18 protein-coding genes are annotated in these 20,382 nt (G+C 69.2%); 12 read left to right on the top strand and 6 right to left on the bottom strand.

All coding sequences use genetic code 11. The features are described 5' to 3' along the window. Nucleotide 1: 1 nt before the first annotated feature. From ASC98_RS19315 to ASC98_RS19300, 4 genes are all read left to right on the top strand, one after another. A complete protein-coding gene (locus ASC98_RS19315) occupies nucleotides 2–1,003 on the top strand; it encodes a PAAR-like domain-containing protein (RefSeq protein WP_056807053.1) in 1,002 nt (333 codons plus the stop codon). Nucleotides 1,004–1,008: 5 nt separating this feature from the next. Further along, nucleotides 1,009–1,707, top strand: a complete 699-nt coding sequence (locus ASC98_RS19310; protein ID WP_056807050.1) for a hypothetical protein — start codon at nucleotides 1,009–1,011, stop codon at nucleotides 1,705–1,707. A 16-nt stretch (nucleotides 1,708–1,723) separates the two neighbouring features. Further along, entirely contained in the window at nucleotides 1,724–2,980 is a 1,257-nt protein-coding gene (locus tag ASC98_RS19305) for a TIGR02270 family protein (protein WP_082542170.1), read from the top strand. Between the two features lie 230 nt (nucleotides 2,981–3,210). Continuing rightward, a complete protein-coding gene (locus tag ASC98_RS19300; protein WP_235581319.1) occupies nucleotides 3,211–3,831 on the top strand; it encodes an OmpW family protein in 621 nt (206 codons plus the stop codon). 94 nt (nucleotides 3,832–3,925) lie between these two features. On the opposite strand, the gene ASC98_RS19295 is transcribed toward ASC98_RS19300, so the two are convergent. Continuing rightward, a complete protein-coding gene (locus ASC98_RS19295; RefSeq protein WP_056807045.1) occupies nucleotides 3,926–4,696 on the bottom strand; it encodes an MBL fold metallo-hydrolase in 771 nt (256 codons plus the stop codon). A gap of 168 nt (nucleotides 4,697–4,864) precedes the next feature. On the opposite strand from ASC98_RS19295, the gene ASC98_RS19290 reads away from it, so the two are divergent. The 4 genes from ASC98_RS19290 (at nucleotide 4,865) to ASC98_RS19275 (ending at nucleotide 11,945) form a co-directional block, all read left to right on the top strand. Next, nucleotides 4,865–7,771 (top strand): adenosylcobalamin-dependent ribonucleoside-diphosphate reductase, encoded by a 2,907-nt coding sequence (locus ASC98_RS19290; RefSeq protein WP_056807041.1) that lies wholly within the window; start codon nucleotides 4,865–4,867, stop codon nucleotides 7,769–7,771. Between the two features lie 170 nt (nucleotides 7,772–7,941). Continuing rightward, nucleotides 7,942–9,393 carry a hypothetical protein gene (locus tag ASC98_RS31340; RefSeq protein ID WP_082542168.1) on the top strand — a complete coding sequence of 484 codons (1,452 nt, stop codon included), beginning with the start codon at nucleotides 7,942–7,944 and terminating at the stop codon, nucleotides 9,391–9,393. 190 nt (nucleotides 9,394–9,583) lie between these two features. After that, a complete protein-coding gene (locus ASC98_RS19280) occupies nucleotides 9,584–11,023 on the top strand; it encodes a S41 family peptidase (RefSeq protein ID WP_056807326.1) in 1,440 nt (479 codons plus the stop codon). A gap of 124 nt (nucleotides 11,024–11,147) precedes the next feature. Further along, complete coding sequence (locus ASC98_RS19275; RefSeq protein WP_056807036.1) at nucleotides 11,148–11,945, top strand: molybdopterin-synthase adenylyltransferase MoeB; 798 nt, start codon at nucleotides 11,148–11,150, stop codon at nucleotides 11,943–11,945. A 35-nt stretch (nucleotides 11,946–11,980) separates the two neighbouring features. On the opposite strand, the gene ASC98_RS19270 is transcribed toward ASC98_RS19275, so the two are convergent. The 5 genes from ASC98_RS19270 to ASC98_RS19250 form a co-directional block, all read right to left on the bottom strand. After that, on the bottom strand, nucleotides 11,981–12,946 hold the full coding sequence (locus ASC98_RS19270; protein WP_082542174.1) for a tripartite tricarboxylate transporter substrate binding protein: 966 nt from the start codon (nucleotides 12,944–12,946) through the stop codon (nucleotides 11,981–11,983). Nucleotides 12,947–13,029: 83 nt separating this feature from the next. After that, a complete protein-coding gene (locus ASC98_RS19265; protein ID WP_056807030.1) occupies nucleotides 13,030–14,028 on the bottom strand; it encodes an Ldh family oxidoreductase in 999 nt (332 codons plus the stop codon). Continuing rightward, nucleotides 14,025–14,930 (bottom strand): hydroxyacid dehydrogenase, encoded by a 906-nt coding sequence (locus ASC98_RS19260; RefSeq protein ID WP_056807027.1) that lies wholly within the window; start codon nucleotides 14,928–14,930, stop codon nucleotides 14,025–14,027. The genes ASC98_RS19265 and ASC98_RS19260 overlap by 4 nt, the downstream gene beginning before the upstream one ends. Nucleotides 14,931–14,937: 7 nt before the next feature. After that, on the bottom strand, nucleotides 14,938–16,113 hold the full coding sequence (locus ASC98_RS19255) for a UxaA family hydrolase (RefSeq protein WP_056807025.1): 1,176 nt from the start codon (nucleotides 16,111–16,113) through the stop codon (nucleotides 14,938–14,940). Between the two features lie 11 nt (nucleotides 16,114–16,124). Next, nucleotides 16,125–16,406 carry a UxaA family hydrolase gene (locus tag ASC98_RS19250; RefSeq protein ID WP_047503134.1) on the bottom strand — a complete coding sequence of 94 codons (282 nt, stop codon included), beginning with the start codon at nucleotides 16,404–16,406 and terminating at the stop codon, nucleotides 16,125–16,127. A gap of 132 nt (nucleotides 16,407–16,538) precedes the next feature. On the opposite strand from ASC98_RS19250, the gene ASC98_RS19245 reads away from it, so the two are divergent. The 4 genes from ASC98_RS19245 to rocF all read left to right on the top strand — a co-directional run bounded on the left by ASC98_RS19245 (nucleotide 16,539) and on the right by rocF (nucleotide 20,062). After that, a complete protein-coding gene (locus tag ASC98_RS19245) occupies nucleotides 16,539–17,309 on the top strand; it encodes a GntR family transcriptional regulator (RefSeq protein ID WP_056807022.1) in 771 nt (256 codons plus the stop codon). Next, the gene (locus ASC98_RS19240; protein ID WP_082542167.1) at nucleotides 17,306–18,127 is read left to right on the top strand and encodes an inositol monophosphatase family protein; all 822 of its coding nucleotides are present in this window, start codon (nucleotides 17,306–17,308) and stop codon (nucleotides 18,125–18,127) included. Before ASC98_RS19245 ends, ASC98_RS19240 begins: the two co-directional genes overlap by 4 nt. Nucleotides 18,128–18,171: 44 nt before the next feature. Beyond that, nucleotides 18,172–19,083, top strand: coding sequence for an LOG family protein (locus ASC98_RS19235; RefSeq protein ID WP_056807016.1), 912 nt, complete (start codon nucleotides 18,172–18,174; stop codon nucleotides 19,081–19,083). Nucleotides 19,084–19,147: 64 nt separating this feature from the next. Next, nucleotides 19,148–20,062, top strand: a complete 915-nt coding sequence (rocF, locus tag ASC98_RS19230; protein ID WP_056807013.1) for an arginase — start codon at nucleotides 19,148–19,150, stop codon at nucleotides 20,060–20,062. Nucleotides 20,063–20,382: the final 320 nt, after the last annotated feature.

Genomic DNA, 20,382 nt, shown 5'->3' with positions numbered 1-20,382 from the left:
GATGAACAGCGTCGCCATCCATCCGCCCAAGACACCGGTCACCGAAGGCAGCCTCGGCATGGCCAAGGCGACGCTGCCGAACATCTGCAAGATGCCGGCCCCGCCGGCGCCGTTCATTCCCACGCCGCTTCCGAACATCGCCAAGTCCAATCTGTCGCCGCAAGGCTATTCGACGAGCGTCACCATCGAAGGACATGCCGTCGCCATCCGCGGCGCCACGTTCGAAAGCATCGGCGACATGGCCAGCAAGGGCACCGGCGGAGGCCTCGTGTCGGCCAATACCCACGGCCCGGCGAAGTTCATCACGCCGGGCTCGATGACGGTGAAGATCGAAGGCAAGTCGGTGCATCTGCTCGGCGAGCCGATGCTGAACAACTGCGGTCCGGGCGGCAGCCCGCCGAACACCGGCGCGACGATGGCCGGCGTCGACCAGTCCGAGCGGGAGATCGACGACTGCCCCGGCCACGAGATCGAATTCTCGGAACTGACCGACGAGGCCGAGGCGCAGCGCCGACAGGAACTGGAAGCGGCCAGGCAGAAGGACCTCGCCAAACGCGACGAGGCGGCCCGCCTGGCGGCCTACCATGACAGGACGGGGCGACCGAAGGCCGCCTACGGGCGCAAGACCGGCGTCGACGCGGCGGCACTGATGCAGACCGCCCTCGACGCCGAGGGATACGCCGAAGACAAGGCATTCGAGCAAAAGGTGGCCAGCGACGTGAATGCAATGTGGACCAACATCAAGTACAAGTGCAAGCACTGCAAGCTGTCCGGTGAGATCGACATCGTGATGCCCAACGGCGTCATCAAGGAATGCAAGCGACCCGGGACGGTCAAGGCCGAACAGGTCAAGAAGTACGCGATTGCAGGTCCGGCATTGCTGGGCAGTGCGTTCAAGGGCGTCCACCAGGCCATCCCGGGCGACAAGGTCAGGCAATTGCGAGACTCTGCCGCCGGCCAGGGCCTGAAGCCGGGCAAGGACTTCCAGATCCAACCTCATTGACCGCCATGGACACCTGCCTTCTGACCACGGGAATCCCGACGACGAGTTGTGATGCGGCCTTCGCCCGACTGAGGACCTACCTGACGCAATACGGGTTCAAGGAGCGTCGCGAAGCGTCGGACGAAGAGATCGACGCCTACCGCGGCAGCCTGGCCGACGGCGAGGCGCGTTGGCAGGCGTTCGTCGAGTCGGGCCTGACCCATGACGTCGCAGAATCGATGCGACAGCCTTATCGATGGTTCCGCGCCGGGGGCGACATCGACATCGAAGGCCGCTTGCATGTCGTCCACCTGTTCGTCCACCCAACCGGTGCCCGAGAGGCCGCGCTGTCCGTGCTGTTCGATGCATCGATCTGGGATGCGCTGCACAGCGACCGCGACCCTGTCGACAAGATCGTCGACGAGGCCGTCAAGAAGGACTTCGTGTCGTTTCTGCTGCTGGCCGTCGAGAGCTTTGCACCGGCCGCCTTCGGATTGAAGCGCGTCGACGACCTCTCCGACCTGGCCGCTGAGCTGAGTTCCGCGGATGTCGTCGAGTGGCTGGCTGCGCCGACCTTCGACGTCATCCGGCGTTGGCCTTTTCAGCTGGCCGGGGTTCGACGCGAGGCCGTGCAGCGTCGCGAGGTCGAAGCGCAGCGGTCAAGTGGGCGGCTGATCGAGACGACCTCGGGGTATCTCGTGCTCGACCTGATCGGCGGCGCGTGAACAGGCGCTCGCTGTCATGACGGAGACCGAACGACTGGCGAACGACGGCGTGCTGCCGGGGATGGCCGAGCAGCACTGGGACGATGCGGTCTCGTTGCGCGGGCAGCGCAAGCGCATGGTTCGCGCCCCGCACATCCGGTTGAAGGACGTGATCCGGCACGACGACCGCCTGCTGGCGCATCTCGACGGCCTGTACCTCGCGGGAGACCACGCCATCAGGCTGGCCCGGCAGGGCCTGGCCGAACCGGATGCCGGATCCATCTTCGTCGCCACGAGCCTGGCCGTCCAGCATCGCGATGCCGGGACGATCGATCGCCTGCTGTCGCTGGTCGAGGTCGTTCCCGACGCGAGCCCGGCCATGGCGTCCGCCTTCGGATGGAGCTCGGCACCACTGCTGCGCGGCCTGGTGCCTCGGCTGCTGGCCCACGGGGTCGGCATTGTCCGTTCCCTCGGCATCGCGGTCTGCGCGCAGCATCGCGTGGATCCGGGCGACGCGTTGGTGCAGGCGCTGGCGGACCCCGATCCGCGGGTGCGTGCGCAGGGCCTGCGCGCCGTCGGCGATGTCGGTCTCGAAGCACGGGCCGCCCTGTGCATGCACGGCCTGGCCGACGACGATGCACGTTGCCGATTCGAAGCTGCGCGGTCCGCGGTGCTGCTCGGAAAGGGCCCGGCGGTGCATGAACGCTTGCACGCAGTGGCCATGGCAGACGACCCGATGTCGCAGCAGGCGCTTCTGGTATCACTGGTCGCGGCCGCGCCCGACGAGGCACGGCGGCTGGTGCGGCAACTCGCCGATGCGCCTGCGGACATGCGAACGATGATGAAGGCCGCGGCCTGGACGGGCGACACCCAGGTGGTGCCCTGGCTTTTCGAGCGCATGACAGACGATCGACACGCGCGCATCGCAGCCGAGGCCCTGTGCTTCATCACCGGTGCGGACCTCGCCTCGCTCGGCCTGAAACGTCCGCCCGAGCAAGTTCCGGACGACGAGACGGCGAGCGACGAGGACGACGGGCTTCTGTGGCCGGACACGTCTCGCCTGCGATCGTGGTGGAACACCGAGCAGCATCGCTTTCCGCCGGGCCGACGCTTCTTCGTCGGCGGCGTGGCAAACGCCGAAAACTGCCTTCACGTGCTGCGTGACGGCTTCCAGCGGCATCGCTCGGCCGCAGCGCTGCACCGTGCCGTGCTGCGCCCAGGCCAGCCCTTGTTCAACACGTCGGCGCCCGGCTGGCGACAGCGCCGGTCGCTGGCGACGGGCGGGCCGGCCTGACAGCAAGGTAGGCCGACGCGGTCCGGCCGCCGGGCAGCGTCCGGCGCCCGCTCGATGCGGCGATGGTCCGGGCAAACGCCACGATTGAGCCGCGTCAGCCCGCGCCTTCGTCGACCCCGCCCGTCGGCCACGAGCTTGCGCGGCGGCAAGGTCCGCCCGCTCGGGTCGCGCTGCAATGGCGTGCCGGGGATGTTCCCCGCACACGACCCCACAGCCACAGGAAAGAGACCATGACTCCCCGCTCGATGTTCGCCCGCGCCGCGCTGGCGCTGGCCGCGGTTGCCGCCTTCACCGCCGTGCCATTCGCCGCCCAGGCGCAGACCCAGGCTTCCGGCCCATGGCTGGTGCGCCTGCGCGCCGTCTACCTGGACAGCGCCAACAAGGACGACACCGGCCTTGACCTGAGCATCAACAGCAAGGTGATCCCCGAGGTCGACATCTCGTACTTCTTCACCCCCGAGATCGCCACCGAGCTGGTGCTGACCTGGCCGCAGAAGCACGACGTGAAGGCCGGCGGCACGGTCATCGGCTCGCTGAAGCACCTGCCGCCGACGCTGCTGGCCCAATACCACTTCACCGGCCTGAACGGCTTCAAGCCCTACCTCGGTGCCGGCGTCAACTTCACGCAGTTCTCGGCCGTCGAGCTGCCCGCGGGCGTCGACATCGACCGCCACAGCGTCGGCCTCGCGCTGCAGGCGGGCGTGGACATCCCGCTGCAAGGCAAGCTGTCGCTCAACATCGACGTGAAGAAGGTGCAGATCCGCACCGACGTGAGTGCCGCCGGGACGAACCTCGGCACCTTCAAGGTCGACCCGCTGCTGGTCGGCGTCGGCCTCGGCTGGCGCTTCTGACCGGCACGCGCGAGCCGAGCGCCGGGCCGCCCCAAGCCGGCCCGCATCCCCATGGGGGATCGACCGGTGTACTCGCCGGGCGAGGGGCCGTCATTCAGGCCGGGACCTGGTAGTCGCGCTCGGTCATCAGGTCGATGCCGCAGCTCAGGCCCTCGGCCCACGCGATGAACTCCTTCACCGCCGGGCCGGCCAGCGGCGCGCCATGCTGCGGCACCATCATGTCGATGCGCAGCGGGCGCACCATCTGCGCCCACAGCCGCAGCACCTTGTTCGACACCATGTAGCGCCGGTGGAACCCCTCCATCCGCGGCAGCACCGCGGCGAGCGACGTGACCGGCTGCTGCGCCTGGGCGCCCGAACCCATCGACGCGCCGAGGTCGCCCGAGAACAGGATGCGGCTCACCGGGTCGTAGAACTGGAAGTTGCCCTCGGCGTGCAGGAAGTGCGCCGGCAGCGCGATCAGCTCGTGGCGCCCGATCGGGATGCGCTGCCCGGCGTCGGGGATGCCGACGATGCGCCCCTTCACCTTGCCGGCCTTGCAGAAATGCGGCACGAAGCGCTCCCACACGCGCGAGATGTACAGCTTCGCGCTGGGGGTCGCCGTCATCCAGCGGTCGAGCGACGCGATGATGTCCGGATCGGCATGCGAGGCGACGATCGCCGACAGCTCGTGCGGCGCGAAATGGCGCGTCATCGCCATGTACAGCTCGTTGTAGGCGAGCGTGCCGCCCGGGTCGATGATCGCGCCGGTGCCGCGGTCGACGATCAGGAACTGGTTCGACTGCACCGCGTCGCCATCCTCGTCGCAGAGGTCGGTGAACATCAGGCACTGGTGCCCGTCGGCATGGAAGAGTTCTGTCGGCATCGTGTCGTTTCGAGTGGGAGCCGGCGACTCTAGGAGCGCCAGGTTCGCCGTGGCTTGCGCCGCGTCAACATTGCTGCCGTCATGGATCCGCACGCAGCCGCTTTACGCGCGCGGGTGGCTGGGTCACGATGGCGCCGTCCACCGACGGACCTGCCCCGAAGGAGCCCGATGAGCACCGACACCCCGGCCGACACCCGGATCGCCGCCCTCCTCCCCCAGGACATCAGCACCGAGGTGCTGCTCGAGAAATACGCGAAGGGCGACGAGCGCACGCCGGACGACGTGCGCCGGCGCGTCGCGCGCGCGATCGCGCAGGCCGAGCCGGCCGAGGCGCGCGCGTCGTGGGAAGCGCGCTTCCTCGATGCATTGCAGGCCGGCTTCATCCCGGCCGGCCGCATCAACTCGGCGGCCGGAACCGAGCTCACCGCGACGCTGATCAACTGCTTCGTGCAGCCGGTGGGCGATGCGATCGCGCAGGAGGAAGACGGCCACCCCGGCATCTACACCGCGCTGACCGAGGCGGCCGAGACGATGCGCCGCGGCGGCGGCGTCGGCTACGACTTCTCGCGCATCCGCCCGCGCGGCGCGTGGGTCGCCAGCACGCAGGCGAGCGCGTCGGGGCCGGTCTCGTACATGCGGGTGTTCGACCGTTCCTGCGAGACCGTCGAATCGGCCGGCGCGCGGCGCGGTGCGCAGATGGGCGTGCTGCGCTGCGACCACCCCGACATCGAGGAGTTCATCCATGCCAAGGACAAGGGCGACCTCAGCAACTTCAACATCTCGGTCGGCCTGACCGACGACTTCATGGAAGCGGTGCAACGCGACGCCCCGGTCGACCTGGTGCACCGCGCCGCGGCCGGGCCGCAGCAGGTGGCCGCCGGCGCGCACCAGCGCAGCGACGGGTTGTGGGTCTACCGCAGCCTGCCGGCGCGCGCGCTGTGGGAGCAGATCATGCGGTCCACCTACGACCATGCCGAACCGGGCGTGCTGTTCCTCGACCGCATCAACCTCGACAACAACCTGTCGTACTGCGAGACCATCACCGCCACCAACCCGTGCGGCGAGCAACCGCTGCCGGCCTACGGCTGCTGCTGCCTCGGCTCGATCGACCTGACGCGCTTCGTGCGGGCACCGTTCGACGACGCGGCCCGCTTCGACGACGCCGGCTTCGCCCGCCTCGCGACGCTGGCGGTGCGCATGCTCGACAACGTGCTCGACATCAGCTTCTGGCCGCTCGACGCACAGGCCCGCGAGGCCCGCAACAAGCGCCGCATCGGCCTCGGCTTCACCGGCCTGGGCGATGCGCTGGTGATGCTGAACCTGCGCTACGACAGCGCAGCGGCCCGCGACGAAGCGCGCCGCATCGCCACGCTGCTGCGCGACACCGCGTATGCCGCGTCCTGCGATCTCGCGGCCGAGCGCGGCGCGTTCCCGCTCTTCAATGCCGACCTGTACCTGAGCCGCGGCACCTTCGCGTCGCGCCTGCCCGGGTCGCTGAAGGAGCGCATCCGCAAGCAGGGCCTGCGCAATTCGCACCTGCTGTCGATCGCGCCGACCGGCACCATCAGCCTGGCCTTCGCCGACAACGCGAGCAACGGCATCGAGCCGGCGTTCTCGTGGCGCTACCAGCGCAAGAAGCGCATGGCCGACGGCAGCATGAAGCAGTACCCGGTGGAAGACCATGCGTGGCGGCTGTTTCGCCATGCGCGGGGACCGCAGGCGCCGCTGACCAACGCCTTCGTCACCGCGCTCGAGATGAGCGCGCAGGCGCACGAGGAGATGGTGGCCGCGGTCTCGCCCTTCGTCGACACCGCGATCTCGAAGACGGTCAACGTGCCGGCCGACTACCCGTACGAGGACTTCCAGGACCTGTACCTGCGGGCGTGGACCTCGGGGCTGAAGGGCCTCGCGACGTACCGGCCGAACGCGGTGCTCGGCTCGGTGCTGAGCGCGGGAGGCGCGGAGCAGACCGCGTTGCCGCTGCAGCTGGCACCGGCCGTGCACGCCAACCAGCGCCTGGCGATCGAACGGCCGCCGCAGCCGGTGCTGGCCTCGCTGCGCTGGCCGGGCCGGCCCGAGCTGACGGCCGGCAACGCCGCGTGGACCTACATGATCCGGCACCCGCATGGGGAGTTCGCGCTGTTCATCGGCGAGCTGCCGCAGGACGGCCGCAGCGCGCCGTTCGAGGTGTGGGTGAACGGCGCCGAGCAGCCGCGCGGGCTGGGCGCGCTCGCGAAGACGCTGTCGATGGACCTGCGTGCGAAGGACCCGGCCTGGGTGCGGCTGAAGCTCGACGCGCTGGCGACGGTGCAGGAGGAGCGCGCGTTCGACATGCCGTTCCCGCCCGATGGCGCGCCTCGCCGCTTTCCGGGCGTGGTGGCGGCCACCGCCGCGGTGATCCGCTGGCGCTGCGAGCAGCTCGGGCTGTGGTCGGGCGCCGACGGCGCGCCCGCCTCCACCCCGGTGATCGACGCGATGTTCAGCCGCCAGGAGCCGCTGACCGGCCCGAACGGCACGCTCGCCTGGTCGGTCGACATCCACAACCCGGCCAGCGACGAAGCCTTCACGCTGTCGCTGAAGGAGGTGCAGCTGCCGGAGGGGTTGGGCGGCCAGGGCGCGGCTGTCACGCTGCCATGCGCGATGGGCCTGTCGGGCAACTACCCGCGCGCGATGGACGGCCTGGCGCGCATCCTGTCGCTGGACATGCGGGTGCTCGACCCGGCCTGGATCGGCATGAAGCTGCGCAAGCTGCTGAGCTACGCCGAGCCGCTCGGCCACTTCATGGCCTTCGTGCCGGGGCTCGCGCCCGGCCAGCAGCGCCAGCAGACCTGGCCGTCGACGGTGGCCTACCTGGCGCGGCTGGTGATCCACCGCTACACGATGCTGGGCGTGCTGAACGAAGAAGGCTATCCGCTGCGCGACATGGGCATCCTGCAGCCGCCCGGCCCGGACGAAGCCGCCGCGAGCGCGCCGCTGGCCGGCACGGCCTGCCCCGAATGCGGCAACCACGCGGTCATCCACAAGGATGGCTGCGAGTTCTGCACCGCCTGCGGGCACATCGGCAGCTGCGGCTGACCCGCCGGGGCCGGTTCATGTCGCGCATGACACACATGCGAACGCCGGCTCATCAACCTTGGGGCTTGTAGGACAGCTGGGCTCTCCGACAGAATCCGCCGCTGCCGGGCGCGACCGAGATCGCACGCCGGATCACAACGATCAAGAACGTCATGTCACGAGGGAGATCCATGATCACTGCTTCCACGCGCGCCCTGTGGGCGTCTGCCCTGGCCGTTTCGCTGTCCACGCTGGCCGCCTGCGGCGGTGGGGGCGACAGTGGCTCGCCTGCCCCGGCCCCGGTCGCGGGCACCCCGCCGGCACCGGCACCGGCACCCGGACCTGCACCCGCACCGGCTCCCGCTCCTGCGCCTGCACCCGCAACGGCGAGCTACTGGGCCCGCACCTTCACGTACACCTCGGCCGGCAACCATGTGTTGCGCTACTACTACTCCGACAACGTCGTCGACTCGACCGGCCGCGGCACCTACTACGACGTGCGCGAGGCCCAGTCGGGCGGCAAGCCGGCGGTGGTGGTGTACGACACCGTCCAGTTCGTCACCGCCGAGGGCTGGCACACGCCGCTGGACGGCGCCACGCCCAACCACAGCGGCCCGAACGGCGCCTACGACTACAACCACGGCTACATCGGCCAATCGACCTCGGCCGACACCGACGTGGCCGGCCAGACGATCGCGAGCGTGGTGGCCAAGGCGCAGGACCTGGGCACCAACACCTCGTCCACCATCGTCGGCGTCACCGCAGCGAACCTGACCGGCGTGATGCCGGCCGGCGCGAAGATCCGCTCGATCTCGAACACCGAGAGCCTCACCCCGGTCGGCTACCGGCTGACCGACGGCTTCGTCGGCAACAACGTGACGACGCTGGCGGGCCTGGTCACCAGCTACCCGGCGGTGTCGAACGCCGCGGCGGTGTCGACGGCCAACACCGTGTCGATGGGCAACCTGCACGGCAGCAACGGCTGCGGGGCCCAGGTCTGCCTGCAGGAGCGGATGCGCGGCAGCTTCAACGCCGACGGCACCGTGAGCCTGCACCTGTGCGACCTCGACACGGTGTCCGGTGTGTTCTCCAACTGCAGCAGCATCGGCACCGCGAGCTACCAGTCGACCACCGCGCTGGACGGTGCCACGCCGATCATGACCTTCAGCGGCCTGCCGGCCGCCGTGTCCATCCAGACCTTCACCCGCGTCTTCGTGCAGCGCGGCGGCCACGTCTACCTGGGTTTCCAGGACAAGCCGGCCGTGATGACGAAGCAGACCCGCCTCAACAAGGTCGCGTTCGAGGCGCTTGCCGCGAGCCTGGGCGTCACGCCGCCGGTCATTCCCGCCCATCCGGCGACCACGGCCGGCACCTGGAGCGTCACCTACGCCGGCGGCGACACCGGCAGCTGCACCGCGCTGTCGGTCAACGCCGCGGCCCACGTGATCGGCACCTGCACCTCGTCCGGCGTGGGCGGCAGCTTCATCGTCAGCGGCACGGTCGATGCCGTCGGCGGCCTGTCGGTGGGCAGCACCAGCAGCGACGCCAGCTTCACCGGCACGCTCGGCGCCGCCACCGGCTCGGGCACCTGGTCGCGCCCGAGCGCGTCGGCCACCGGCACCTGGGCGGCCACGAAGCAGTGATCGGGCGGCGACGCACGGCATGCGTGTCTGACACCGACGCGGGAAAACCCCGCGTCACGTCCTGACACCATGCCGGTCAAAGCGCCGAAATAGCCTTGAAACTTCCTGCAGCTCTGCAGCTCCAAGCCCGGTCACAGCTCTATACTGGGTTCGCGTGAAGTCTTCATATCAGGCAGGAAGTGGGTCAATGATGGGTGCCAAACTCAAGGTCGCAGGCTGGATCACGCTGGGGGCCGTCGCTGGCGCGCTCACCACCATGCAGTTGCAGGCGACCGCCCGCAACACCGCCGCGCAACTCCCGCTGGAAGAACTCCAGCAGCTCGCCGCCGTCTTCGGGATGGTCAAGAGCGATTACGTCGAACCGGTCGACGAAAAGAAGCTGATCACCGACGCCATCGGCGGCATGGTGGCCGGCCTCGACCCGCACTCCCAGTATTTCGACAAGAAGACCTTCAAGGAATTCCGTGAAGGCACGACCGGCCGCTTCGTCGGCGTCGGCATCGAGATCGGCATGGAAGACGGTCTCGTCAAGATCGTCTCGCCGATCGAGGGCTCCCCGGCCTTCCGCGCCGGCCTGAAGAGCGGCGACCTGATCACCAAGATCGACGACACCGTCGTCAAGGGCCTGACGATGGATCAGGCCGTCAAGCGCATGCGCGGCGAGCCGAGCACCAAGGTGCTGCTGACCATCTTCCGCAAGTCCGAAAGCCGCACCTTCCCGGTCACGATCACCCGCGAAGAAATCCGCGTGCAGAGCGTGCGCTCGAAGATCGTCGAGCCGGGCTACGCCTGGCTGCGCGTCAGCCAGTTCCAGGACCGCACGGTCGACGATTTCGCGCGCAAGCTCGAAGACATCTACAAGCAGGAACCCAACCTGAAGGGCCTGGTGCTCGACCTGCGCAACGACCCGGGCGGCCTGCTCGAAGCGTCGGTCGCGGTGTCGGCCGCCTTCCTGCCGGTCGATGCGGTGGTCGTGACCACCAACGGCCAGATCGCCGAATCGAAGCAATCGTTCAAGGCCTCGCCGAGCGACTACCTGCGCCGTGGCGGCGGCGACCCGCTGCGCAAGCTGCCCGAGGCGCTGAAGAAGGTGCCGCTGGTCGTGCTGGTCAACGAAGGATCGGCGTCGGCCAGCGAGATCGTCGCCGGTGCGCTGCAAGACCACCAGCGCGCCACCATCATGGGCACGCAGACCTTCGGCAAGGGCTCGGTGCAGACCGTGCGCCAGCTGTCGCCCGAGACCGCGCTGAAGATCACGACCGCGCGCTACTACACGCCGAGCGGCCGCTCGATCCAGGCCAAGGGCATCGTGCCCGACGTGATGATCGACGAAACCGCCGACGGCAACCTGTTCTCGGCGCTGCGCGTGCGCGAAGCCGACCTGGAAAAGCACATCGGCAGCGGCCAGGGTGCCGAGCAGAAGGACGAAGCCCGCGAGAAGGCGCGCGAGGAAGCGCGCAAGAAGTTCGAGGAAGAGGCGGCCAAGAAGAACCCGCTGAAGCCGCTGCCGGAGTTCGGCAGCGAAGAAGACTTCCCGCTGGCCCAGGCGATCAACCGCCTGAAGGGCAAGCCGGTCGTCGTCTCGAAGTCGGTCGTCGAACGGCATGCCGAGGCGCCGGCGACGAACTGATCCGCCCTTCGCTTCCTTCCGAACGCCCGCCTTGCGCGGGCGTTTTGCTTGGTGCGAGGGCTTCGGCAGGCTCGGCCCGGCCCTTCGACACGCTCGGGGCGAACGGGGCAACTACCATCCCGTCATGAACGACGACCAGCTGCTGCGCTACTCCCGCCACATCCTGCTCGACGAGCTCGACATCGCCGGCCAGCAGCGGCTGCTCGATTCGCATGCGCTGGTGATCGGCGCCGGCGGGCTGGGCTCGCCGGTGGCGCTGTACCTCGCGACCTCGGGCGTCGGCACGCTGACGATCGTCGACCACGACACCGTCGACCTGACCAACCTGCAGCGCCAGATCGCGCATGACCTGTCGCGCGTCGGCCAGCCGAAGGCGGCTTCGGCCGCGCGCTCCATCGCGGCCATCAACCCCGACGTGCGGGTGCACGCGCTGGCCGAGCGTGCCGACGCGCAGCGCCTGGACACGCTGGTCGCCGACGCCGACGTGGTGATCGACTGCAGCGACAACTTCGCGACCCGCCACGCCGTCAACGCCGCGTGCGTCCGCCACGCCCGGCCGCTGGTGTCGGGCGCCGCGATCGGCTTCGACGGGCAGATCTCGGTCTACGACACCCGCAGCGACACCGCGCCCTGCTATGCCTGCCTGTTCCCGCCCGATGTCGCGTTCGAGGAGGTCGCCTGCTCGACGATGGGCGTGCTCGCGCCGCTGGTCGGCATCATCGGCAGCATGCAGGCCGCCGAGGCGCTGAAGCTGCTGGCCGGCATCGGCAGTTCGCTGGCCGGGCGGCTGCAGATGCTGGACGCCCGCACGATGGAATGGACCGAGATCCGCCTCGCCCGCCAAGCCGGCTGCCCGGTATGCGGAGGATCAAGCGGCCGCCGCGGAACCGGCTTTGCCGGGCCGCTGGCGGCGCCCCCTTGAGGGGGAAGCGCCGAAGGCGCTTCGGGGGTGGGTCATCAATCGGGTTTGATGTTGGCGGACTGAATCACCTTCGCCCAGCGCGCGACCTCGTCGTGAAGGAAGGCCGCGAAGGCCTCCGGTCCGCGCGCATCGATGCGAAAGCCCTGCGTGCGCGCTCGCTCCTCGAGCTCGGGCGTCTGCATGATGCGCACGACCTCGGCGGCGAGTTTCTTCACCGCGGCATCGGGCATCGAGGCCGGCGCCATCAGCCCGGTCCAGTTCTCGGTCAGCAGCTCCGGCAGGCCGGCCTCGGCGGTGGTCGGCACGTCGGGCACCAGCGGGTGGCGGGCGGCACTGGCGATGGCGATCGCGCGCAGCTTGCCCGACTTCACGTGGCCGATGCTCTCGGGGAAGTTCGAGAACACCACGTCGAGCTGGCCGCCGATCAGGTCGGTCATCGCCGGCGAGCCGCCCTTGTACGGCACGTGCTGGATGCTGGTCTTGCTCAGCTCGTTGAACAGCGCGAGCGTCAGGTGCGGCGGCGTGCCGTTGCCGCTGGAGCCGGCGTTCAGGTTGCGCGCCTTCGCGGCGGCGGTCAGCTCCTTCAGGCTCTGGATCGGGCTCGCGGCCGGCACCACGATCAGGATCGGCGAGCCGGCCAGCAGCGCGACCGGGCGCAGGTCTTTCGTGAAGCTGTAGGCCGCCTTCGGGAACAGCGTGACGTTGGCCGCATGCGTCAGCGTGATCGCGAGCAGCGTGTTGCCGTCGCCGGGCGATTTCGCCGCGATGTCGGCACCGATCTGCCCACCGCTGCCCGGCTTGTTGTCGATCACCACGCTGACCTTCCAGCGCTCGCCGAGCTGCTGGCCGACCAGGCGCGCCATCACGTCGGTCAGGCCGCCGGGCGGAAACGGCACCACGTAGCGGATCGTGGCACCGGGCTTCGGGTAGTCGCCGGCTTGCGAGAACCCCAGCGCAGGCCACAGGCCCGCGGCACCGATCAGTACTGCTCGTCGCTTCACGCTCGTCTCCTTCAAATGGCCGGCATGCTGCCCGCGACGCGGGTTCGCTGCAAACCTATCGATATGCGCGGAAAGTCGTAGCTTCAGGACAGCTGTTGCGCTAGCGCCTCCGACACGTTCAGTCCATCGCGCTCCGCGGCGCGCCGCAGCTGCTCGCGCCGCGCGCCGGGCAGTCGCACGCCGTCGTCGCGCAGCATCTCGTGCACCAGCACCTCCAGCCGGTCCAGGAACATCTCGCGCCCGGCCAGCGCGCCCGGGTCGATCACGATGAAGGTCTGGCCCAGGTGCGGCCGGTTGCCTTCGTCGACGAAGAAGCTCGACGCCTCGAAGCCGAAGTTCGCGCCGATCAGCGCCGTGACCAGCAGCTCGACCACCAGCGCCAGCATCGCGCCCTTCGGGCTGCTGGCCGCGCCGATCGCGAGCATCGAGCCTTCCATGCCGGCCTTCGGGTCGGTGGTGGGCTCGCCGTTCGCGTCGAGCGCCCAGCCGAGCGGGATGCTGCGGCCTTCCTTCGCGGCCACCATCAGCTTGCCGCGCGCGACCTCGCTGAGGCTCAGGTCGATCAGCAGCGGGTCGGCGCCACGCCGGGGGAAGGCGGCGGCCACCGGGTTGGTGCCGAAGATCGGGTGCTTTCCGCCGGCCGCCGGCATCGCCGACGGCGAGTTCGAGAAACCGAGCCCCGCCATGCCGGCCGCGGTGACCGCGCGCAGGTGGTCGACGACGACGCCGCAGTGGTGGCTGTTGACGACGCCGACGATGCAGATGCCGAGCTCGCCGGCCGTGCGGATCGCCTCGGCGATGGCCAGGTCGCAGGCCGGGAACGCGAGCCCCTCCTGCGCATCCACGACCAGCGCGGCACCCTTGCGCTTGACGACCTGCGGCTGCGCCGCGCCGTTGACGCGGTCGCAGCGCAGGTGGCCGCTGTACTGCGCGACGCGGCTCAGCCCGTGCGACGCGAGGCCCTGCGCCTCGGCCAGCACCAGCGCGCGGGCGGTCGATTCGGCCATCGCGGCGTTGGCACCGGCGCGCTGCAGCGCGGCCGCGACGCGCCGGCGCGCGTCGTCCATCGTCATCACCGTCATGCCAGGGCCTCCAGCACCTTGTCGGCGATCAATGACGACACGCGCTCGTTGGCCTCGGCGGTGACGCCGGCGATGTGCGGCGTCAGCAGCAGGTTCGGGCAGCCGGCGAGCGGGCTGCCGGCGGGCAGCGGCTCGGTCTCGAACACATCGAGCGCCGCGCCCGCGAGGTGCCCGTCGCGCAGCGCCTCGGCCAGTGCTGCCTCGTCGACGACGCCGCCGCGCGCGGTGTTGATCAGCACCGCGCCGGGCTTCATCGCGGTCAGGCGCCGTGCGTCGATCAGGTGGCGCGTGCTGTCGAGCAGCGGCACATGCAGGCTGACGACATCGGCCTGCGCCAGCAGTGCGTCGAGCGCGAGCGACGGCACGTCGGCGCCGGCCGGCATCGCCGCATCGTGCGCGACGACCTGCATGCCCAGCAGGCGTGCCAGGCGCCCGGTCAGCTGCCCGATCGAGCCATAGCCGACCAGCCCCAGCGTCTTGCCGCCGATCTCGCGACCGTTGGTCAGCGCGGCGCGCGGCCACTGGCCTGCCGCCACCTCGGCGGTCGCGCCGTAGGCGCCGCGCAGCAGCAGCATCGCGGTCGCGACGACGTACTCGGCCACGCTCTGCGCATTGGCGCCGGTGGCCGGGATCACGCGGATGCCGCGCGCCTCGCAGCCGGCCAGGTCGATGTTGTCGAGCCCGACGCCGAGCCGACCGACCACCTTGCAGCGCGCGAGCGCCGCCAGCAGCTCGCCGCGCACCTGCGTGCGGTTGCGCACGATGATCGCATCGGCGCTCGCGGCGAGCTTCAGCAGGCGCGGCGTGTCGTCGACCAGCGTCGCCTCGTGGATGACCTCGTGACGCGACGACAGCCGCGCCACCGCCGGCGCGTCCATGAATTCGGTGATGAGGATCTTCATCGCCGGATCATGCGCTCTCGAAGAGGCGGGTGAGAACGAACTCGCGGTGGCCGAGCGCTTCGGCCGACGTGAGCCGGCCGTTCGCGGTGCGCAGCATCGATTCGAGCAATTGGTCGCCCGCCTGGTCGAGCGTGATCTCGCGCTGGAGCAGCCCCGAGGTGTCGACGTCGATGTGCTCGCCCATCAGCCGCACGGTGCGCGGGTTCGCGCAGATCTTGATCACCGGCACGATCGGGTTGCCGATCACGTTGCCCTGGCCGGTCGGGAAGAAGTGCACTGCAAAGCCCGACGCGGCGCACAGCGTCACCATCTCGGCCGCGGCCGACGACGAATCCATGAACCACAGGCCGGGGTGCGTCGGGATCTCGGCCTTGTCGATCACGCCGTCGACGGTGCAGACCTTGCCGATCTTCTGGATGTTGCCGAGCGCCTTCTCCTCGATCGTCGTCAGCCCGCCGGCGATGTTGCCCTTGGTCGGCTGGCTGTCGGAGAGGTCGCTGGTCTTGTGGCGGTTGATCATGTCCTGGTAGCGGTTGAACATGAACATGAAGCGCTCGCGCACCGCATCGGTCGCACAGCGCGCCGCGACGATCTGCTCGCCACCGGTGATCTCGGACGTTTCGCCGAAGCACAGCGTGCTGCCCAGCGGGTGCAGCTTGTCGAAGGCGTTGCCCACCGTCGGGTTTGCGCCGCAGCCGGAGGTGGTGTCGGATTCGCCGCACTTGGTCGACACCCACAGCTCGCTGATGGCGCAGGCTTCGCGCTGCTTCTCGCTCGCCCACTGCACGTATTCGCGGGCGATGCGCGAGGCGCGCAGGATGGTGTCGTGGTCGCCGTGGCCTTCGATGCCGAAGCCTGTGACCGGCTTGCCGGTGGCGGCGATGCCGTCGACCACCTTCTTCGTCCAGCCGTCCTCGATGCCGATCACGACGACCGCCGCGACGTTCGGGTTGCAGCCGGCACCGATCAGCGTGCGGAAGTGCAGGTCGAGGTCGGCGCCGAACTGCAACCGGCCGTATGGGTGCGGGATCGCCATCGTGCCCTTGATGTTGTGGGCGACGGCCTCGGCCGCGGCGTTCGACAGGTCGTCGAGCGGCAGGATGATCACGTGGTTGCGGACACCGACACGGCCGTTTTCGCGGCGGTAGCCGAGGAAGGTGGTGTTCTTTGAAATGACTGCCATGGTGGATCCCGTTACCAGCGTTTGGTCTTGATGTTCTGCACATGCGCATGCTCGCCGGCCTTGATCGGCGCGACCACCTTGCCCATGTCGATGCCGTACTTCAGCACCGTGTCGCCGACCGCCATGTCGCGCAGCGCGACCTTGTGGCCGATCGGGATGTCCTGCCGCGCGACCAGCTCGGTCATGCGGTCCTCGTCCATGATCCAGCCGGCCAGCGGCATGCCGGCCTTCACGCCTTCGACCACCACCACCGCGACGCTGTCGTGGGCGTCGTGCAATACGAAATGAATCATCCGGAACCTCCTGCCGCGCAACGGCGGCTGCCTGCATCGATGGCGGCGAATATCGACCGGCGCTTCCTGGCTGTCAAACGAGTCATCCATATGACTTGATTGACCTGGATCACCTGGACGTAGAATCCCCGGATGCCCGCCAGCCAGCACTTCGCCGCCATCGCGCCCGAGGCGGCCGGCATGCCGCTGTACCGCGTCGTCAAGCGCGCACTGCTGCAGGCGATCGAGGGCGGCACCTGGGCCCCCGGCAGCACGCTGCCCAGCGAGACCGAGCTGGCGCAGGCGTTCGGCGTGTCGATCGGCACGCTGCGCAAGGCGGTCGACGAGCTGTCGGCCGAGCACATCCTGGTGCGGCGCCAGGGCCGCGGCACCTTCGTTGCGACGCACTCGCCCGACCGCTTCCTGTTCCAGTTCTTCTACGTCGAGCGCGCCGACGGGTTGCGCGAGGCGCCGTCGGTCGAGCTGCTGTCGTTCGACCGCGTGAAGCTGGACGACGCGCAGGCCGAGGCGCTGAACCTGCGCGCCGGCGATGCCGCGTTCCAGTTCGAGAACCGGCTCGCACTGCAGGGCCGCGCGGTGATCCTCGACCGGCTGACGCTGCCGGCCGGCCTCTTCAAGGGCCTGACCGAAAAGCGCCTGCGCGAGCGGCCGAGCACGCTGTACCAGCTGTACCAGAGCGAGTTCGGCATCACCGTCGTGCATGCGCGCGAGCGTGCCCGCGCCGCGGCCGCCGACCGCCATGCGTCGCGGGTGCTCGGCATCGCAGCCGGTCTGCCGGTGATGCAGGTGCACCGCGTCGCGCTGACCTTCGGCGACAAGCCGGTGGAGCACCGCGAATCGATCATCAACACCGCGCAGCACGACTACGTCAGCCTGTTGTCCCGAAAGGATGCCGCCCGATGACTGCTCTGACCGGCTCCCTCGACCTGCTCGCCGCTTACCAAGTGGCCGAACGCGCGGCCCGCGCGGCCGGTGCCCATCTGCAGGCTTCGCGCTCGCGGCTGAACGCGGTGGCGCTGCTGCGCAAGCAGCCAGGCGACCTGGCCAGCGAGATCGACCACGAGGCCGAGCAGCAGATCCTCGACGTGGTGCGCCGCGCCTACCCGGGCCATGCCTTCCTCGGCGAAGAGACCGGCCGGCGCGAGGCGGCCGTGGCCGGCGATGGCGAACCGCCGCTGTGGGTCGTCGACCCGCTGGACGGCACGGCCAACTACCTGCGCGGCTACCCGCAGTACGCGGTGTCGATCGCGCTGGTGGTCGACGGCGCGCCGGTGCTGGGCACCATCTTCGACCCCTGTCGCAACGAGTTCTTCGCGGCCATCCGCGGACGCGGCGCGCGGCTGAACGGCGCAGCGCTGCAATGCGCCGACCGGGCCCGGCCGATCGACGCGCTGGCCGCGACGGTGTTTCCGAAGCCCACCTCGCCGCGCATGGCGAGCTACCTGGGCGAGTTCGGCCGGGTGCTGCGCAGCTTCGGCGGCGTGCGGCGCTCGGGCTCGATGGCATTGGAGCTGGCCTACCTGGCTGCCGGCCGGATCGACGCGTTCTGGGAGCACGACATGGGTGCCTGGGATGCCGCCGCCGGCATCGTGCTGCTGCAGGAAGCGGGGGCCGGCATCGTCGCGCGCGACGGGCTGCCGCTGCTCGAGAGCCGCTCGCTCGCCGCCAGCACGCCGGCGATGCGCGATGCCTTCGATGCGCTGCTGTCGCCGACGGGGTGATTCCCGGCCGATTTCAGCCCCGGGACGGCGTTAAGCTGCGCGCCATGGACAAGCGAACCGACCTCACCGCCCGCAACTTCCCTTCGGCCCGCCAGGAGGCCGCCAAACCGAACGCCCCGAACCTGTACGACGGCCCCGAAAGCGCCTACCGGCTGGCGTTCACCGACACCACCTTCCTGCTGCGCGAAGAGTTGCGCCCGGTGCGCATGCAGCTGGAGCTGCTGAAGCCCGAGCTGGTGCAGACCGAGCAGGGCATCGAGTCGACGATCGTGATCTTCGGCAGCGCGCGCATCGTGTCGCCCGATGTCGCGCAGCGCCTGCTGAGCGATGCCCGGGCGGCCGGCGACGCCACCGCGCTGCGCATCGCCGAGCGGCACATGGCAATGTCGCGCTTCTACGAAGAAGCGCGCCGCTTCGCCGAGATCGTCACGCTGAAATCGAAGGCGCTGAGCACGCCGATCTACGTCGTGACCGGCGGCGGCCCCGGCATCATGGAAGCCGGCAACCGCGGCGCGCACGAGATCGGCGGCAAGAGCATCGGGCTGAACATCGTGCTGCCGCACGAGCAGGCGCCGAACCCCTACATCACGCCGGAGCTGTGCTTCCAGTTCCACTACTTCGGCATGCGCAAGATGCACTTCCTGATGCGCAGCATCGGGCTGGTGTGCTTCCCCGGCGGCTTCGGCACGCTCGACGAGATGTTCGAGGCGCTGACGCTGATCCAGACCGGCAAGTGCCGGCGCCGGCCGATCCTGCTGTTCGGGCGCGAGTTCTGGACGCAGCTGATCAACTTCGACCTGCTGGTGCAGACCGGCATGATCAGCGAGGTCGACCTGCAGCTGTTCCGTTTCGTCGAGACGGCCGAAGAGGCGTGGAGCCTGCTGGAGGCGGAGTACGGCTTCGAGCTGCGCGACATCGACCCCGACGACAAGAACCACTTCGAGATCGACACCTGAGCTCGCCGACGAACCCGTTGCACCGGTCACGAGCTGCCTGCAACCACACCTTCTTGCACACACCATGAGCAAACAGATCAGCATCATCGGCGCCCCGACCGACATCGGCGCCGGCACCCGCGGCTCCAGCATGGGGCCGGAGGCCTTGCGCGTGGCCAACATCGTGCCGGTGCTCGAAGGGCACGGGCTGGAGGTGGCCGACCGCGGCAACCTGACCGGCCCGTCGAACCCGTGGCTACCGCCGACCGACGGCTACCGCCACCTGCACGAGGTGGTGGCCTGGAACCAGTCGGTGCACAACGCGGTGCATGCCGAGCTGGTACTGGGGCGGCTGCCGATCCTGCTGGGCGGCGACCACTGCTTGGGGCTGGGGTCGATCAGCGCGGTGTCGCGGCACTGCCGCGAGACGGGCAGGAAGCTGCGCATCCTGTGGCTCGATGCGCATGCCGACTTCAACACCAACATCCTGACGCCGAGCGGCAACCTGCACGGCATGCCGGTGGCCTGCCTGTGCGGCCACGGCCCGAAGGAGCTGATCGAGATCGGCGGGCACGTGCCGGCGATCAACCCGAAGTGGATCCGGCAGATCGGCATCCGCAGCGTCGACGAGGGCGAGAAGCGCTTCGTGCACGAGATGGACCTGGAGGTCTTCGACATGCGCTACATCGACGAGATGGGGATGCGGCATGCGATGGAGCTGGCGCTGGCGACGCTGGATGCGAACACGCATTTGCACGTGAGCTTCGACGTCGACTTTCTTGATCCGGACGTGGCGCCGGGTGTCGGCACCACGGTGCGCGGCGGGCCGACGTATCGCGAGGCGCAGCTGTGCATGGAGATGATCGCCGACACCGGGCGGCTCGGGTCGCTCGACGTGATGGAGCTGAACCCGGCGCTGGATGTACGCAACCGGACGGCAGAGGTGGCGGTGGACCTGATCGAGTCGTTGTTCGGGAAGAGTACGTTGATGAGGAAGTAGGGACGAACGGTCCACAAAGCAAAAACAGCCCTCAACGCGAGGGCTGTTTTGCTTTGTGACTTGCCGATTTCATGCCCGCCTATACCGAGATACCTGCGGATGCATGGAGTGTTCTCCCTGAGGAACCCTGGCGCCGCCAATGCCACAAACAGAAATCCATTCTGCGTCGTTGGTGCTTGAAGAGCCTCCTCGTTGAGAGGGGCTGTCAGGATTTCTGTGTGCGAGGCGGTTGAGCTGAATTGGCTATTGGCCGACTCGCTTATCGACTGCCGTGCGCCGGCAGTGTGAATCGCTCCTCGTAGACCACAGCGAATTGGTTC

Origin of the sequence: Rhizobacter sp. Root1238 (genome assembly GCF_001425825.1) — a bacterium.
In the GTDB taxonomy this organism is placed as follows: Bacteria; Pseudomonadota; Gammaproteobacteria; order Burkholderiales; family Burkholderiaceae_C; genus Rhizobacter.
Note: the sequence above shows the minus strand (reverse complement) of the source record. Positions and strands in the feature narration are given on the sequence as shown.